This window comes from Actinoplanes couchii (assembly GCF_016862075.1).
Lineage (GTDB): Bacteria > Actinomycetota > Actinomycetes > Mycobacteriales > Micromonosporaceae > Actinoplanes > Actinoplanes couchii.
Genome location: NZ_BOMG01000073.1, coordinates 112,919 through 127,063, shown reverse-complemented (window position 1 = coordinate 127,063; position 14,145 = coordinate 112,919). Strand labels below are relative to the sequence as shown.

The window sequence follows — 14,145 nt, the reverse complement described above, 5'->3', positions numbered from 1 at the left end:
GTCCGCAAACCTTGGTCTAACCCACAACCGCTACTTTGGTCGGTATCGGGGCGCGTGCGCCCGCCCGTAAAGTCACGTCATGAGGACGTCGTCGCCGGAGTACCGCTGGCTGTGGCCATCCGCGCTGGCCGCGGACCCGGCCGGCCCGGTGCCCGCCCGACGGTCTACGCGGGACTGGATCGTCGACACCGTCTGCTTCGCCCTGGCGATCACCTTCGCCGTCTGGATCACGAGGGACCTTCTGCACGGCGTCCCACCGACGACGGCGGCGCAGTGGTCGCCGAGCCCGGCCTGGCTGGCCGTCACCGATGGTGTGGCCAGCGTGATCGCCGCGATCGGGCTGTGGTGGCGACGCCGCTTCCTCACACCGCTCGCGCTCTATGTGGGCCTGCTGGCCTACTTCTCGCTGGCCAGCGGCATGGCCCTGCTGATCGTCGTCTTCACCGTCGCCGTGCACAGGCGTTTCTCGATCCTTGCGGTGTACGTCGTCTTCGTCGCGTTCGGCAACCTGACCTTCGCCATGCTCCGCCCCGAGTCCAACGCCGGCATGTGGGAGACGTTCTGGTGGGGGATGGTCCTGGTGGTCATCTGCGCCCTCTGGGGCATGCAGGTGCGTGCCCGGCGCCAGTTGATCGTCTCCTGGCGGGACCGGGCGGAGCGTGCCGAAGCCGAGCAGCGACTACGGATCGCTCAGGCCCGGGTTCTGGAGCGCACCCGGATCGCCCGGGAGATGCACGACGTCCTCGCCCACCGGATCTCCCTGCTCAGCCTGCACGCGGGCGCGCTGGAGTTCCGTCCCGGAGCGCCACCGGAGGAGATCGCCGGTGCGGCGTCCGTGGTCCGGGCCAGCGCACACCAGGCGCTGCAGGATCTGCGGGCGGTGATCGGTGTGCTGCGCACCGGCCAGCCGGAGGACGAAGACACCCCGGAACGACCACAACCGACCCTCAGCGCCCTGCCCGCACTGGCCGAGGAGTCCCGGGCGGCCGGCATGCGGGTGCGGCTGGACATCCTGGCCGACCCCGAGACCGTGCCGTCGGCGACCGGGCGGGCCGCCTATCGGATCGTTCAGGAGGCCCTGACCAATGTCCGGAAGCACGCGCCCGGGGCAGCGGTGCGGGTCGGCGTCAGCGGGTCTGTCGGCGATGGGCTGACCCTGGAGATCCGCAATCCGATGCCGGTCACCGTCCCGGTGACCCCGATCCCAGGGACCGGGGTGGGGCTGATCGGTCTCGCCGAGCGGGCACTGCTCGCCGGAGGGCGGCTCGACCACGGCCGGGCCGACGACGACTTCGTGCTCACGGCCTGGCTGCCCTGGCCACCCTGACCGGGCAGCCGGAGGACGTGAAGCTGATGCCCGCCGAGATGAGAGACGGTCATGACGGGGTTGCGAACGTAGGTGTAGTCCGGGCCGGCAGGTGCGCGGTCGGGGAGGAGACGAATGAGGGGACCGGGGTCACCGGTGGGAGTGAGGGTTCAGTGAACGCGGTTCGGGTGCTCATCGTCGATGACGATCCGTTGGTTCGGGCTGGGCTCTCCATGATTCTCTCGGGGGACGAGGAGGTCAGCGTTGTCGGGCAAGCGGCCGACGGGGCTGACGTGCCGGAAGCGGTGGCTCGGTGGGCGCCGGACGTCGTGTTGATGGACATTCGGATGCCCAAGGTGGACGGGCTCGCGGCTACCGAGGCGTTGCGGCGGCAACCGGGGGCGCCCGAGGTTCTGGTGCTCACCACGTTCGACGCGGATGAGTTCGTTCTGCGGGCGTTGCGGGCCGGTGCCAGCGGGTTTCTGCTCAAGGACACGCCACCCGGGCAGATCCGGGCGGCGGTGCTGAAGGTTGCACAGGGGGAGGCGATGCTGTCGCCCAGCGTCACCCGGCAACTGATCGCGCATGTCGCGGGTGGGGCTCCGCCTGAACGAGGGCGGTCGGCCGAGATGCTGGGAATGCTCAGCGTCCGGGAACGGGAGGTGGCGCTGGCGGTCGCGCAGGGGTGTTCCAACGCGGAGATCTCCACCGAACTGCGCATGTCGGTGGCGACGGTGAAAGCGCACGTCTCCCGGGTTCTCACCAAACTCGACCTGAACAACCGCGTGCAGGTGGCGCTCTTGGTCCATGACGCCGGCCTGGCCTGACGATGCCGACCTGACCCACGACACCGGCCTGGCCTGACGATGCCGACCTGGCCCACGATGCTGGCGTGGCCTGACGATGCCGACCTGACCCACGACACCGGCCTCGCCTGACGATGCCGACTTGGTCAACGACGCTGGCCTGGCCTGACGATGGAGGTCAGCTGACCAGCTGGTCAGTGGAAGCGGAGCGGTTGCGGTGGGCTGGGCAGCTGGAAGAGCGAGGGATTGCGGTGAGCTGGCCTGTTGGACGGGGTGAGGCGGGATGGGTTACTGAAGGTGGGAGTGGCTGCGGCGGCCTGGGCTGCTCGAAGCGGGCTGGGCTGATCGAGGAAGCGGGCTGAGCTACTCGAAGAGGGAGTGGTTGCGGCCGGACGCGGTGCGGGCTCGGGCTCGGCGGCGGAGTTGGATCACCACGATGTCTACGAGGGCGGCTAACGCCCATGCTGCTAGTAGCCAGCCTGGGATGGTCCAGCCTGCTCGGAACAGCAGGGCCGACAAGACCGTGCACACCACCAGACCGAACGCGGCCAGGACCAACCGTAGGTTGAGAGGGCTGTAGGGCTCCTCCACCGTGCCTCGGCGGCCTTGAGGTTGAGGTCCTAATGGCATCCGGGAAAAGTACCCCACGCCTGAGCGGGTGAAACTCTGGGATCCGGCTGCGCTAGGAGATCCGGCTGCGCTCGCCCGGAGCGCGCCGAACACCGGAGCGCGCCGAACACCGGAGCGCGCCGAACACCGGGGCGCGCGGAACACCGGGGCGCGCGGAACACTGGCGGCGCTCGGAACGCTCGGAACGCGCGGAAAGCCCGGAGCGTCCGGAGCGGCTGAATCGTGCTGATCTTTGAAAGCGGCTGCTGAAGACGTCTGGGTGAGGGTGTTCGGTTGAAGTCGGGTGATGAGGGCGCCCGGGTGGCGGTGGTTGCTGAAGACGTCTGTCCGAAGGTTGCTGGCTGAACGCGGGTGGTGAGGGCGTCCGTCTGGGAGGCGGTGGCCCTGGGGTGGCTGCGTCCGGGTGGCGGTGGCCGTAGCCGTGCGGGTGGCCTCGTCCCTGCGGGTGGCCGTGCGGGCGGCGCGGGCGTCCGCACGGTGGCAGGACGTGCGGGTGGCCGTGCGCGCGGCGGCGGACGTCCGGATGGCGGCGGACGTGGGGTGGCGGTGGCCGTAGCCGTGCGGGTGGCCGCGTCCGTGCGGATGGTGGTGGTGGCCGTGTGGGTGGCCGCGTCCTTGCGGGTGGCGGTGGCCGCGTCTGTGCGGGTGGTGGCGGACGTCTGGGCGGTGGCGGATGGGTGGGTGGCAGTGGGGGTGGCCGGCGGCGGTGTTCGGTTGAAGATCCTTTTGTGTGGGGTGGTTGGGCGCCGGGGCGGCCGGGTCACGGCGGGCCAGGGCGCGCGCCCGGGTGAAAGTCCGGGTTGGAAAGGTTCGGTGGGGGTGTTCTATTCAAGATCGAGTTTTCTCTATGTCGATCATCCGATTTAAAGGTCATTATGGAGTCGGTCTTCGATTGTCTGCAGAAAATTTCGGGAGGCGCCATGTCCCAGCCGGAGCGGAAGCTCGGCACGTGGCCGATCTTCGTCATCGCGGTTTCAGCCATGACACCACTCACCATTGTGGCCGGAGCCCTCCCGCTGGGGTACGGCCAGGTGGGCGAGAAGGGCATTCCGGTGGCGTACATGCTGGTCGCCGCCGTTCTCGGGGTTTTCGCGGTCGGGCTTGCCGCGATGGCCCGGCACGTGCCCAACAGCGGTGCTTTCTACGCGTACGCCGCAATCGGTCTTTCCCGGCCCCTCGGGGTCGGCACCGCCTTTGTCGCTCTGCTCGCCTACAACGCGATGCAGATCGGCCTCTACGGGGCCTTCGGAGTGGCCGCGCACAACGCTTTGGCGATCTTCGGGATCGATGTCTCGTGGATCATCCTGGCGCTGCTCGGGTGGGCGTTGATCGCCGTTCTCGGGCGCCTGGACATTGACCTCAATGCACGCATCCTGACCGTTCTGGTCTGCGCCGAGGTGCTCATTGTTCTGATCTTCGACTCGGTCATGATCGGCAACCCGGCCGGGGGCGCGGTCACGTTCGACACCCTCAACCCCGCACTGCTCGCCAGCGCGGGCGGTGTGTCGCTGCTGGTCGCCGCGATTGCGGGCATGGTCGGGTTCGAGGCCCCGCTGGTGTACGCCGCCGAGGCCCGCGATCCACGCCGGACCATCGCCCGGGCCATCGGGTTCACCCTGCTCGTGGCCGCGTTCCTCTACGGTGGCACCGCCTGGGCGATGTCGGTCGTCGCCGGGCCCGACCAGATCGTCGCGGTCGCCGCCGACCACCTCGACGACCTGTTCTTCTTCCTCCCCGAACCGTACCTGCCCACGGTGATCGTCGATCTGGGCCGGATCTTCTTCGCCACCAGCCTGTTCGCGGCGATGCTGGCGTTCCACCACACCGTCGCGCGGTACGGGCTGACCGTCGCGCGCGAAGGAGTGCTCCCGCAGGCGCTCGCGACGACCCGGCGGGGCGTTCCGGTCGCGGCGTCGATCGCGCAGTCCGCGCTGGCCTTCGTGGTGCTGGTGATCTTCGCGATCGGGGCGTGGAACCCGACCACCGACCTGTTCTTCTTCGGCACCGTCTCCGGCGGCCTCGGCGTCCTGATCCTGATGACGATCGCGTCGGTGGCGGTGGTCCGCTACTTCCGCCGCAACCCCAGCTCGGAGATCCGGTGGCGGCGCTCGATCGCCCCGTGGATCTCCACCGTCTTCCTCTGGCTCGTGCTGCTGATCACGGTGGCGTTCTTCGGTGATCTGCTCGGCAGCGACAACCCGGCCAAGATCTGGTCCCCGGTGCTGTCCTTCCTGATCGTCCTGATCATCGGCATCGTCTGGGGCAAAAAGCTCAAGACCCAGCAGCCTGAGGTGTACGCGGTGATCGGAACCGGTCAACCGCCCGCGACCCGGGAGGGGGCGGCCTCGCCCACCGCGACCGGAACCACCTGGACCGAGACGTCCCGTCCGGCGCGAGAGGAAGACCTGCGGGAAGGGCCGGAGGAGGCCCGAGCCGAGGCGGAGCGCGACCGGGAAGAACAAGCCCGCGACCGGGAAGAACAAGCCCGTGACCGGGGAACACAAGCCGACGACCGGGGAACACAAGGCCGTGACCGGGGAACACACGCTCGCGACCGGGAAACACAAGCCGGAGTCGAAGGAACGCGAGCCGAAGACGTGACGCCGGGAACCGGGGCACGGGCCGGTGACGGGGACAAGACGGAGGACCGGGAGCGGACCGACAGTTCGGAGCGAGCGGCGAGTCAGGATCTGACCGGCGGCCCGGATCTGACGGAGGGGCGAGAGCGGACCGACAACCGGGACAAGTCGGAGAGTCCTGCGCGGGCCGACGGTGGGGAACGAGTAGAGGGCGGACAGTCGGCCGCCGGCGACGGGCGGTTCGAGGCGACGCCGGGTGGCGAAGACGCGCCGCTGGAGCGTCGTGGCGAAAGTGTGCCGGTGGAGCGTCAAGGCGAGGACGTGCCGGTGGAGCGTCGTGAAGGCACGGCTTCGGTGGTCGACAACCGGATCGAGAACCCGGTGGCTGATACCGGGGGTGTGGCGCCCACCGTGGCCGGGGACGGGGTGAAGCGGAAGCCGTCTCCTCGGCCCCGAACCGCTCGCCCGCGGAAGTCGGCAGCGGGGACCGCGGGGCAAGGGACAGCAGACGCCGGGCCGGCGGCCGGTAGTGGCGATTCGGCTGCCGGCGGTGCGGTTCGGCGGACGCCTTCACCGCGGAAACGGGCTGCTGGTGGGCAGAGTCGCAGGCCGGATGGGGCGGCCGGGGCGGCTTCTTCGGCGAACACGCCATCAGGTGCAGACGGGACACCGGGGGCCGGTGGGGCGCCGGGAGCCAACGGGACGTCAGGTGCCAGCGGAGCGCCAGGTGTCGGCGGGGCGCCGGGAGCCAACGGGACGTCAGGTGCCAACGGCGCGCCGGGAGTTGGTGGGGCGCCTGGTGTTGCTCCGCGAATTCCGAGGTCGCGGGCTGCGGCGGACGACGAAGGAGAGCCCGGAAGCGGGTCGACCGGTTCGGGGGCGTCCGGGTCTCAGCGTCGGCCGCCTCGTCCGAGGGCACCGCGTGCGCCGGAGCAGACGCCGGCCCCGGAGAGTGATGAACCTCGCTGACGTTGGAACATCAGTAAATAAGCGACAAGTCGGAAAAATCTGGCAAGGCTAGAGGCGTGAGCCGCCGGACGGAGGTGGCGACCTGGGATCAGGGCGAAGGCGTGGGATTGCCCGGCGGTACGGGATTGCCCGGCGGCGTTGGGGTGGCTCGGTGATGCGGGATCGCCCGGCGGCATTGGGGTGGTTCGGTGGTACGGGATCGCCCAGCGGCGTTGGGGGTGGTGCGGGATCGGCCGGTGGCGTTGGGGTGGTTGGGTGGTGCGGGATCGGCCGGTGGCGTGGGTGGGGGTTTGCCTTCCGGAACCACCGCATATGGCCCGGCGGGCGCTGGGGTGGCCCGGTGTGACGCCTGCCTCGCGTTGTCGGGGCTTGCGGGGTGGTGCGGTTGTGGGGTGGGGAATTCGTACCGGCGGAAAGGTTGTGAGGGGGTCGCCTGAACAGCGACCCCCTCGCATCGTCGGGCTACTTGCCGGCGTGGTCGTCGGACTTGGGGGCTGCCCTCAGGCTGCCGGGGTGGGCTTTGAGGGACGGGTCCTTTCCGGATTTGATCAGGCTGGCGACCGTTGTGATGATCAGGATGCCGATGATGACGGCCAGGGAGACCGGGGTGGAGACCTCGGGTACGCCCTCGCTGATGTCCTTGTGGGCCCAGTGCAGGATCAGCTTCACGCCGATGAAGGCGAGGATGATCGACAGGCCGGTGGACAGGTAGACCAGGCGGTCCAGTAGGCCCTTGACCAGGAAGAACAGGGCGCGCAGGCCCAGTAGGGCGAAGGCGTTGGCGACGAAGACGATGTACGCCTCCTCGGTCACGCCGAAGACCGCGGGGATCGAGTCCAGGGCGAACAGCAGGTCGGTGCCGCCGATCGCCAGCAGGACCAGGAACAGGGGCGTGACCATGCGCTTGCCGTCGACGCGCGTGATCATCTTGCCTTCGACGTAGTCGTCGGTGACCGGAAGGAATCGGCGGCCGGCTTTGACGAGGGCGTTCTCCTCGACGCTGGGATCCTCGTCGCGGTGCCGGAACAGCTGCACCGCGGTGTAGAGCAGGATGCCGCCGAAGACCAGGAACATGAACGAGAAGGCGTTCAGGAGTGCGGCACCGACCGCGATGAAGATGACCCGCAGCACCAGCGCGATGATGATGCCGAAGGTGAGAACTTCCTGCTGGTAACGCTCGGGCACGGCGAAGGTCGTCATGATGATGACGAAGACGAAGAGATTGTCGACCGACAGGCTCTTCTCGACGATGTACCCGGCGAAGTACTCGGTGCCGTAATCCCAACCGGCGATGCTCGCGAAGACCACGCCGAAGACGATTGCCACGGCGATGTAGAAGACGGACCAGGCGGCGGCTTCCTTGAAGCCGACGACATGTGGACGGAGCACCCCGAGAGTCAAATCGAGGGCGAGCAGGGCGACGATGACCCCGATGGTCACGATCCACCCGAGCGCGGAGACCTCTAGCATGATTCACAGGATCCCCAAAGATCCTGCAAACATGCTGGGAAACGGGAATCACGCCGCCACGAAGGACCTCTTCGCCAGTCCCATCCAGAAGCCGTCGATCGGCTGTTCGGGTGCCTGCTCCGGGTTCTCCGAGGCGCCGAGGGTGAGGAACATCGGGGCGAAATGCTCGATGGTCGGGTGCGCGTAGGGCATGCCGGGCGCGCGCTCGCGGAAGTCGGCCAGCTCGTCGACGGCGCCACGGGCGAGGGTCTCGGCGGCCCACGCGTCGAACTCGCGGGACCATCCGGGCGCCGCCGCCTCCGGACTCCAGTCACGCAGGAACGGCAGCCCGTGCGTGGTGAAGCCGGAACCGATGATCAGCACGCCCTCGTCGCGCAGCGGCGCGAGACGCCGGCCCAGGTCGAGCAGTTCGCCGGGCTCCAGGGTGGGCAGCGACATCTGCAGGACCGGAATGTCGGCATCCGGGTACATCACGGTCAGCGGGACGTAGGCGCCGTGGTCGAGGCCGCGGTTGGTGCGGGCGACGGTCTGGTGATCCGGCATGAGGGCGGCGACCTGCTCGGCGAGGACCGGGGCGCCCGGAGCCCGGTACTGAACTTCGTAGTATTTCTGCGCGAATCCCCCGAAGTCGTAGACCAGCGGGACCGGGGAGGTCGCGCCGAGCATCAGCGGGGCCGACTCCCAGTGGGCCGAGGCCACGAGGATCGATTTCGGTCGCGGCAGCGTGGCGGCGAGCTGTTGCAGCTGCTCCACCCAGGCCGGGCTGTCGACCAGAGGCGGGGCGCCGTGGCTGAGGAAGAGGGCTGGCATCCGCATGGTGACCTCCGTTGAAGCTTCAACTATTTGATGGTGACAGTACGCCGGTTTACTTGTCGGCGCAACTAAAACCGGTCTTGACGGCATCGCCGATCCGGCATTATCTGGAGTGCGGGAGGGGGTACCGATGAAGGTGCCGCGGGGTACGACCGGGGAGCGGCCCTTCGACGTCTACGTCACCCTGAACGGCACCGGTCTGCGGGTGGTGACCCTCGCCGTCGGTGGGCGGGTCCGGTTCGGCACCGGTGACGACGAGGTGCTCGTCGTGCCGCTGCTCGGCGGCTGCGACGTGGCCTGCGACGACGAGCGGATGACCCTGACCGGGCGGCGCTCGGTCTTCGCCCGGGGCACCGACGTCGCCTACCTGCCGCGCGGGACCACCGCCACGCTGCGTGCGCCGAACGGCGGCCGGTTCGCGCTGCCGGCCGCCCGCGCCGGACGGGACCTGCCGTTCCGGTACGGCGCCGCCGAGGACACCCCGGACACCTTCGCCACCGACCGGCTGATCGCCCGGGAGGTGCTGGTCCCGGGCGGGAGCCGATCGCCGGACGAGAACGGGCCGGGGGAGATCCGCTACTACGAGGTCACCAGCGGCCACGGTTATCAGCTGGTGCACGGCAGCCCGATCGAGGTGCGCACCGGGGACGTGGTGCTGCTGCCGGAATGTGCCCCGGCGGTTGCGGCGCCCGGACACGATCTCTACCACCTGTCGGTACGGGTGGGTCAATTCTCCGGAATGACGAGCACCTGACCCGGGAAGATCCGATCCGGGTCGGGCACGAAATCACGATTCAGATTGAAGATCTCGCGCCAGCGGTTCTCGTTGCCGAGCTTTTTCCGGGTGATTCTCGACAGGGAATCACCGGACTTGACCGGGTAAAGGCGCGGAATCGGGCCGACCGGTTGTTTCGGCGGCAGGAACAGCACCTGGCCGGGGAAGATCCGGTTCGGGTTCGGCAGGGTGGCCCGGTTCAGCACGAAGATCTGCGGCCAGCGGTTCTCCGCGCCGAGCTGCTCGCGCGCGATCCGGGCCAGGCTGTCACCCTGGCGCACCTGGTACGTCAGCGGCTGCTGATGCCCCGGCAGCACCTTGGCCAGGCGCAACAGGTCGGCCAGCTCGAACCGCCCGGGTTTCTCCGACGGCAGGGTCGGTTTCCAGCCCGGCTGCTTGAGGACCGAGTCCTCGCTGCGGCGGACCAGGCCGACCAGCACCTCGGCCACGATCGTGCTGCCCACCGGGCCCAGGTGTGCCCCGTCGTGCAGGGCCTTCGCCTCGGCCAGGACGTAGTACCAGAGCGGCGTACGGGTCAGGAACTCGCTCTGTTCCAGCGCCACCCGCTGATCGGCGTTGCCGGCCGCGGCCAGGATCTGGTCCTTGCTGAGTGTCCGCACCCCGAGCAGGTCGGCGACCGCCTGACCGGTCGGGATCCGCAGCCGGTACCCGCGCAGCAGGTTACGGACGGCGAGCCGGCCGGCGTCCGGGGCGGGCTGCTCCGGGCGGCCCTGGTTGTCCTTCAGGCCGAACAGCGCCCCGCCGCCGGTGGAGGCCAGATTGGTGTCGATCTTCCGGGCCTTCATCGGGTTGCCGGGGCCGGCGATGTTCTCCCACTCGATGATCCAGTTCTCCGGGAGCGTGTCGAAGTCACCGAGCTGCCCGCTCAGCGCGGTGAACGTGAACAGCAGGTCCAGCGAGCCCGGCGCCGGGTTCCGGCTGGCCCGGAAGTTCAGGTTGAAGTCGTACAGCCCGCGCACCATCGAGTGCCCGAACCGGTACGCGGCGACCGCGAACTCCAGCGGCATGAAGAACGGCTCGGCGTGCGGGTTGTACCACTTGTTGCCGTGCACCACGACGTCGTCGACGATCGCCGGATCGGCGACCCGCTTCAGGAAGTCGTGCACCACGATGTGCTGGTAGTGCTGGCGCAGCACCCGGCGCGCCTCGCGGAACGGCAGCCCCTGGTCGATCAGGGCGTTGTGCGCCTTCAGGAACGCCACGTGCAGCTGGGAGATGATGGTGTTCTCGTCGTTGCGCGGGTCGCCGATCAGCGCCTCGCGGTCGATGTCCGGGTCGGTGCTGCGCGGTTTGCGGGGCAGGTCGTTGTCGTCGCCCTTGCCGCGCGGGCGGGCCAGCGGCGGATCGGTCTGCCCGAGCTTCTGGACCACGCCCAGTCTCATCCGGTCCTCATTGTCCGGATCCCGCGGTGCCGGGGTGCCGTAGACGCTGTCCAGGTCGAGGGTGGCGGTGCGCTGGTTGCGCATCACCCGCCGGATGTCGGCCAGGCTCAGCGGTGTCATCGCCGGGTCGAGCAGCACCGTCGGGCCGCCGGACCCGAACCTGGTGTCCTGGATCTCCACGGTGACGTCGTGGTCGATGAACTGACCGAGGTAGGTGTAGGCGGCCGGGATCGGGCCGTCCTTGGACGGATCGTCGCCCTGGTCGTCGTCCTTCATCGCGGCGCCGAGCCGCTTCAGTTTCGCCGGGGTGTCCGGTAACCGTGGCAGCAGGTTCGCCTCGTCGTCCTGCAACGTGGGGAAGAGCAGGTCGAACGGCTGGGTGCTGACCGGCGGCGCGAGGGCGAACGCCAGCGGGGCGTCGGCGGCGTAAACGGCCAGATCCCGCTTGGCCTTGTCGATGTCGTGGTCGGTGATCGGGCGGCCGTGTCCGAGTCGGGGCATGATTCATTCCCTTCGCCAATTCTGGTCCAGCGGCCACGTTAGGCAGTCGCGCATTAATGCGATGCCGGGTTGATGACAGCGCCGGGCACACGTGTTGGCACATGGTGCAGAATCGCTGACGTGAGGATAAGGGCGGCGCGACCGGACGAATTGACGGAGCTTCAGGAGATCGAACGGGCCGCCGGGGAATTGTTCCGCGGAATCGGGATGGCATCGATCGCCGACGACGAGCCGTTGCCGGTCGCGGTGCTCGGGGAGTACGCGGAGGACGGCCGGGCCTGGGTCGCGGTCGCCCCGGGCGAGCGGGTGGCCGGATATCTGCTGGCTGATCTCGTCGACGGGGACGTGCACGTCGAGCAGGTGTCGGTCGATCCCCGGTTCGCGCGGCAGGGGGTGGGGCGGCTGTTGATCGAGGCGGCGGCCGGTTGGGCGGAGCGGGTGGGTGCGCCGGCTCTCACCCTGACCACGTTCGCCGACGTCGCCTGGAACGCGCCGTACTACCGGAGGCTGGGGTTCGCGGTGATGCCGGACGAGACTGTGGGGGAGGGGCTCCGGGCGGTCCGGGCACACGAGGCGGCGGCCGGCCTCGACAGGTGGCCCCGGGTCTGCATGCGGCGTCCATCTGCCGGGTGAAATGTCCGGAACAGGGCTGGTTCGGTGGGATGATGAGCCGGTGTGGAACTCACTCCCCGTCCTGCTGCTGATGTCGGCCCCGCCGGTCGGCGCCCCGGATCTGGCCTTCAAGGTCGCCGTCCCGGGCGCCTCCGCCAGCGGGGTCTACGCGACCGGCAAGGCACCGGCGGAGATCCGGCGCGGCGTCAAGGGCAAGGGCAGTCCGGCGCTCACCGTCGAGCTCAAGGTCAGCGGATCCACCCGGTGCGGTGTGCTGCAGATGACCACCAACGGGCCCGCCGACGGGATCGAATGGCACACGTTCGCGGTGCTGTGCAAGCCGGGGACCGCCACCTTCCGGACCGAGGCGACCCGGCTGCCGTGGAGCGCCGCGACCCTGCCGTCGATCCGGCTGTGCAACGGGCTGAGCCCGGCCCTGGCCGAGGGCGACGACTGCGACAGGTTCGAGCCGCCGCGCGGGTCCTAGGACCTAGAGCAGGCGGGTCACACCCTCCGCGGCGATGCGGCCGGCCAGGCGGGACTCGTCCAGATTGGCGCAGAGCACGATCGACGCGCCGGCCGTCAGCGGGGCCATCAGCCAGATCATCGGCTCCTCACAGGACGTGACGTCGACGAGCACCCGGTCGCCGGCGGTGATCCCGCGCGCCGAGGCCAGGGTGGCGGCTGCCGCGCCGTACTCCCCGAAGGTCGTGCCGTCGACCGTCGCCGCCTCGTCCACCGCGACCCCGGCCTGCGGTGGCGGCGTCCCGAGATGGGCCCGGGCGGCAGGCGGAAAATCCCGATACCCCTGCGGTACGTCCGGAGAATCGCGACCGCCCGGCGCCAGACCCAGCACGAACTGGAAACGCGCCGGTGGCACGTCCTCCAGCCAGCTGCCGACCCGCCGCCGCTCGACGAAGGTCACGTCCAGATCGGAATCGGTCTCGCCGGACAGGCCGGCCGTGCTCCACGCCCGGAACGACACCTCGATCCCGGCCGCCCACGCGCCCAGCAGCACCGCCGCCGTCTGCCAGTGCGGCGGCAGCAACACCGCGGCCCGGCTGTCCCGGCTCAACCCGCACTCCCCGGACAGCAGGGATGCCGTCGCCGCGACCCATTCACCCAGCTCGGACGCCGTGAGGCCGGTCCGTTCGCCGGTGCTGTCGTCGATGTAGGTGATCAACTGGTCGCTCATCGCGCCTCACCCTAACGGTGCCCCCGGTGCGACGGCATCACTCTTCCGAGGTAAATCAGGCGGCTCGGATCCGGGTCATCTCGCGGGCCTCGGTGGCGTACCGCGCCAGCAGATGCACGGTGCGCGGACCGGCCTCGCCGTCCACCGGCAGACCCGTCCGGGACTGGAAGTAGCGGACCGCCTCGTCGAGCTCCGCCTCGTCCGTGCCGACCCGGACCCCGAGGTCCGCGAACAGGCCGCGCAACACCTCCGGGTCGGCCGGGGGCACCTGCTCCGACCATCCGATCAGCCCACCGACCGCGTTCCCGACCAGGCTGAGCATTCCTCGTGCGGACATCCTGACCTCCCGATTTGTTGTGGGTGAACACAGCATCTCGGGTGGACCTGTGCCGAACATCTGCCCACCGTCTCCACATCCTGTGTACCGCTGCGACTTTCGGCCGACCCCACTCCACGGCGGGGCCGGCCGTCTCGCATTCAACGGCGACGGGGGCCGGTTGGGCGCTGTGGCAGCTGTCAATCCTACTTACGAGATCGACAAACTACAACAAATCGGACAAATTGCCGGTACGATCTGAGCCTGGCCGTCCTCCCAGGGAGCCTTACGAGGCGCAGAGTGTCGACCGGGCCGCCTTGATCAACTCTCGGGCGTCGGGTTTCTCGAGACCGAAATCGCCCAGGTCCTCGACCACCGATCGGCGGGGATCCCCGGCGGTCAGGGAGTCGCACGCCCGGCGGCCTATCTCGGCGATCTCCTCGTTGCGGAGGTCCATGGTGGCCTCGGGGATCTTTCCGCGCACCGCCGCCACGAAATCGGCACCCGGCTCCGGGGACGAGGGCGTGACCGATCCCGGCGACGAGTCCAACGGCCCTTCCCGCAGTCCCTCCCAGGTCCCCTCCGACGGTGCCGGTGGTTCCGGCCCGTCATCCGCGAGCGGTTCGGCAACCGGGCCGGTCACCGCCTGCGACGGCTGAGGATCCCGCCATTGCGGTACGGAGTCGGCGCCACCGCATCCACCCATGCACATCACGGCCATCGCCCCGGTCAACACGCCAAGTCCGAGCCTGTTCAACGACACCTCCTGA

At 69.3% G+C, this 14,145-nt stretch carries 13 protein-coding genes; 7 read left to right on the top strand and 6 right to left on the bottom strand.

All coding sequences use genetic code 11. The annotated features are described in order from the left end of the window. Positions 1-79: 79 nt before the first annotated feature. The 4 genes from Aco03nite_RS29550 to Aco03nite_RS53235 all read left to right on the top strand — a co-directional run bounded on the left by Aco03nite_RS29550 (position 80) and on the right by Aco03nite_RS53235 (position 6,290). Positions 80-1,327: a sensor histidine kinase gene (locus Aco03nite_RS29550; protein ID WP_203800437.1), complete on the top strand. Its 1,248-nt coding sequence runs from the start codon at positions 80-82 to the stop codon at positions 1,325-1,327. 152 nt (positions 1,328-1,479) lie between these two features. Continuing rightward, positions 1,480-2,133, top strand: a complete 654-nt coding sequence (locus Aco03nite_RS29545; RefSeq protein WP_275415916.1) for a response regulator transcription factor — start codon at positions 1,480-1,482, stop codon at positions 2,131-2,133. A gap of 1,012 nt (positions 2,134-3,145) precedes the next feature. Continuing rightward, positions 3,146-3,298 carry a hypothetical protein gene (locus Aco03nite_RS29540; protein ID WP_203800435.1) on the top strand — a complete coding sequence of 51 codons (153 nt, stop codon included), beginning with the start codon at positions 3,146-3,148 and terminating at the stop codon, positions 3,296-3,298. A gap of 364 nt (positions 3,299-3,662) precedes the next feature. Then, positions 3,663-6,290: an amino acid permease gene (locus Aco03nite_RS53235; RefSeq protein ID WP_239145528.1), complete on the top strand. Its 2,628-nt coding sequence runs from the start codon at positions 3,663-3,665 to the stop codon at positions 6,288-6,290. Positions 6,291-6,752: 462 nt separating this feature from the next. Here the strand turns inward: Aco03nite_RS53235 and Aco03nite_RS29530 are convergent, their stop codons facing one another. Both Aco03nite_RS29530 and Aco03nite_RS29525 read right to left on the bottom strand, forming a co-directional pair. Next, positions 6,753-7,760: a TerC family protein gene (locus Aco03nite_RS29530; protein WP_203800434.1), complete on the bottom strand. Its 1,008-nt coding sequence runs from the start codon at positions 7,758-7,760 to the stop codon at positions 6,753-6,755. A 48-nt stretch (positions 7,761-7,808) separates the two neighbouring features. After that, positions 7,809-8,576 carry a dioxygenase family protein gene (locus Aco03nite_RS29525; protein ID WP_203800432.1) on the bottom strand — a complete coding sequence of 256 codons (768 nt, stop codon included), beginning with the start codon at positions 8,574-8,576 and terminating at the stop codon, positions 7,809-7,811. Between the two features lie 127 nt (positions 8,577-8,703). On the opposite strand from Aco03nite_RS29525, the gene Aco03nite_RS29520 reads away from it, so the two are divergent. Beyond that, a complete protein-coding gene (locus Aco03nite_RS29520; RefSeq protein WP_203800430.1) occupies positions 8,704-9,327 on the top strand; it encodes a 5-deoxy-glucuronate isomerase in 624 nt (207 codons plus the stop codon). Here the strand turns inward: Aco03nite_RS29520 and Aco03nite_RS29515 are convergent. Further along, positions 9,300-11,252 (bottom strand): peroxidase family protein, encoded by a 1,953-nt coding sequence (locus Aco03nite_RS29515; RefSeq protein ID WP_203800428.1) that lies wholly within the window; start codon positions 11,250-11,252, stop codon positions 9,300-9,302. The genes Aco03nite_RS29520 and Aco03nite_RS29515 overlap by 28 nt on opposite strands. A 207-nt stretch (positions 11,253-11,459) precedes the next feature. Here Aco03nite_RS29515 and Aco03nite_RS29510 point away from each other — a divergent pair, with 207 nt between their 5' ends. Then, complete coding sequence (locus Aco03nite_RS29510) at positions 11,460-11,885, top strand: GNAT family N-acetyltransferase (RefSeq protein WP_239145527.1); 426 nt, start codon at positions 11,460-11,462, stop codon at positions 11,883-11,885. A gap of 40 nt (positions 11,886-11,925) precedes the next feature. Continuing rightward, positions 11,926-12,351 (top strand): hypothetical protein, encoded by a 426-nt coding sequence (locus tag Aco03nite_RS29505; RefSeq protein WP_203800418.1) that lies wholly within the window; start codon positions 11,926-11,928, stop codon positions 12,349-12,351. Between the two features lie 3 nt (positions 12,352-12,354). Here the strand turns inward: Aco03nite_RS29505 and Aco03nite_RS29500 are convergent, their stop codons facing one another. The 3 genes from Aco03nite_RS29500 to Aco03nite_RS29490 all read right to left on the bottom strand — a co-directional run bounded on the left by Aco03nite_RS29500 (position 12,355) and on the right by Aco03nite_RS29490 (position 14,132). Beyond that, complete coding sequence (locus Aco03nite_RS29500; protein ID WP_203800416.1) at positions 12,355-13,059, bottom strand: TIGR03089 family protein; 705 nt, start codon at positions 13,057-13,059, stop codon at positions 12,355-12,357. 55 nt (positions 13,060-13,114) lie between these two features. Further along, entirely contained in the window at positions 13,115-13,396 is a 282-nt protein-coding gene (locus Aco03nite_RS29495; protein WP_203800412.1) for a peptidoglycan-binding protein, read from the bottom strand. 265 nt (positions 13,397-13,661) lie between these two features. Further along, positions 13,662-14,132, bottom strand: coding sequence for a DUF732 domain-containing protein (locus Aco03nite_RS29490; RefSeq protein ID WP_203800409.1), 471 nt, complete (start codon positions 14,130-14,132; stop codon positions 13,662-13,664). Positions 14,133-14,145: the final 13 nt, after the last annotated feature.

What these genes read in the sequence shown, in the direction of transcription:
- Aco03nite_RS29495 (WP_203800412.1), bottom strand. Translation starts at nt 13,396, where the DNA reads ATGTCCGCACGAGGAATGCTCAGCCTGGTCGGGAACGCGGTCGGTGGG.
- Aco03nite_RS29500 (WP_203800416.1), bottom strand. Translation starts at nt 13,059, where the DNA reads ATGAGCGACCAGTTGATCACCTACATCGACGACAGCACCGGCGAACGG.
- Aco03nite_RS29510 (WP_239145527.1), top strand. Translation starts at nt 11,460, where the DNA reads ATGGCATCGATCGCCGACGACGAGCCGTTGCCGGTCGCGGTGCTCGGG.
- Aco03nite_RS29520 (WP_203800430.1), top strand. Translation starts at nt 8,704, where the DNA reads ATGAAGGTGCCGCGGGGTACGACCGGGGAGCGGCCCTTCGACGTCTAC.
- Aco03nite_RS29530 (WP_203800434.1), bottom strand. Translation starts at nt 7,760, where the DNA reads ATGCTAGAGGTCTCCGCGCTCGGGTGGATCGTGACCATCGGGGTCATC.
- Aco03nite_RS29525 (WP_203800432.1), bottom strand. Translation starts at nt 8,576, where the DNA reads ATGCGGATGCCAGCCCTCTTCCTCAGCCACGGCGCCCCGCCTCTGGTC.
- Aco03nite_RS29550 (WP_203800437.1), top strand. Translation starts at nt 80, where the DNA reads ATGAGGACGTCGTCGCCGGAGTACCGCTGGCTGTGGCCATCCGCGCTG.
- Aco03nite_RS53235 (WP_239145528.1), top strand. Translation starts at nt 3,663, where the DNA reads ATGTCCCAGCCGGAGCGGAAGCTCGGCACGTGGCCGATCTTCGTCATC.
- Aco03nite_RS29515 (WP_203800428.1), bottom strand. Translation starts at nt 11,252, where the DNA reads ATGCCCCGACTCGGACACGGCCGCCCGATCACCGACCACGACATCGAC.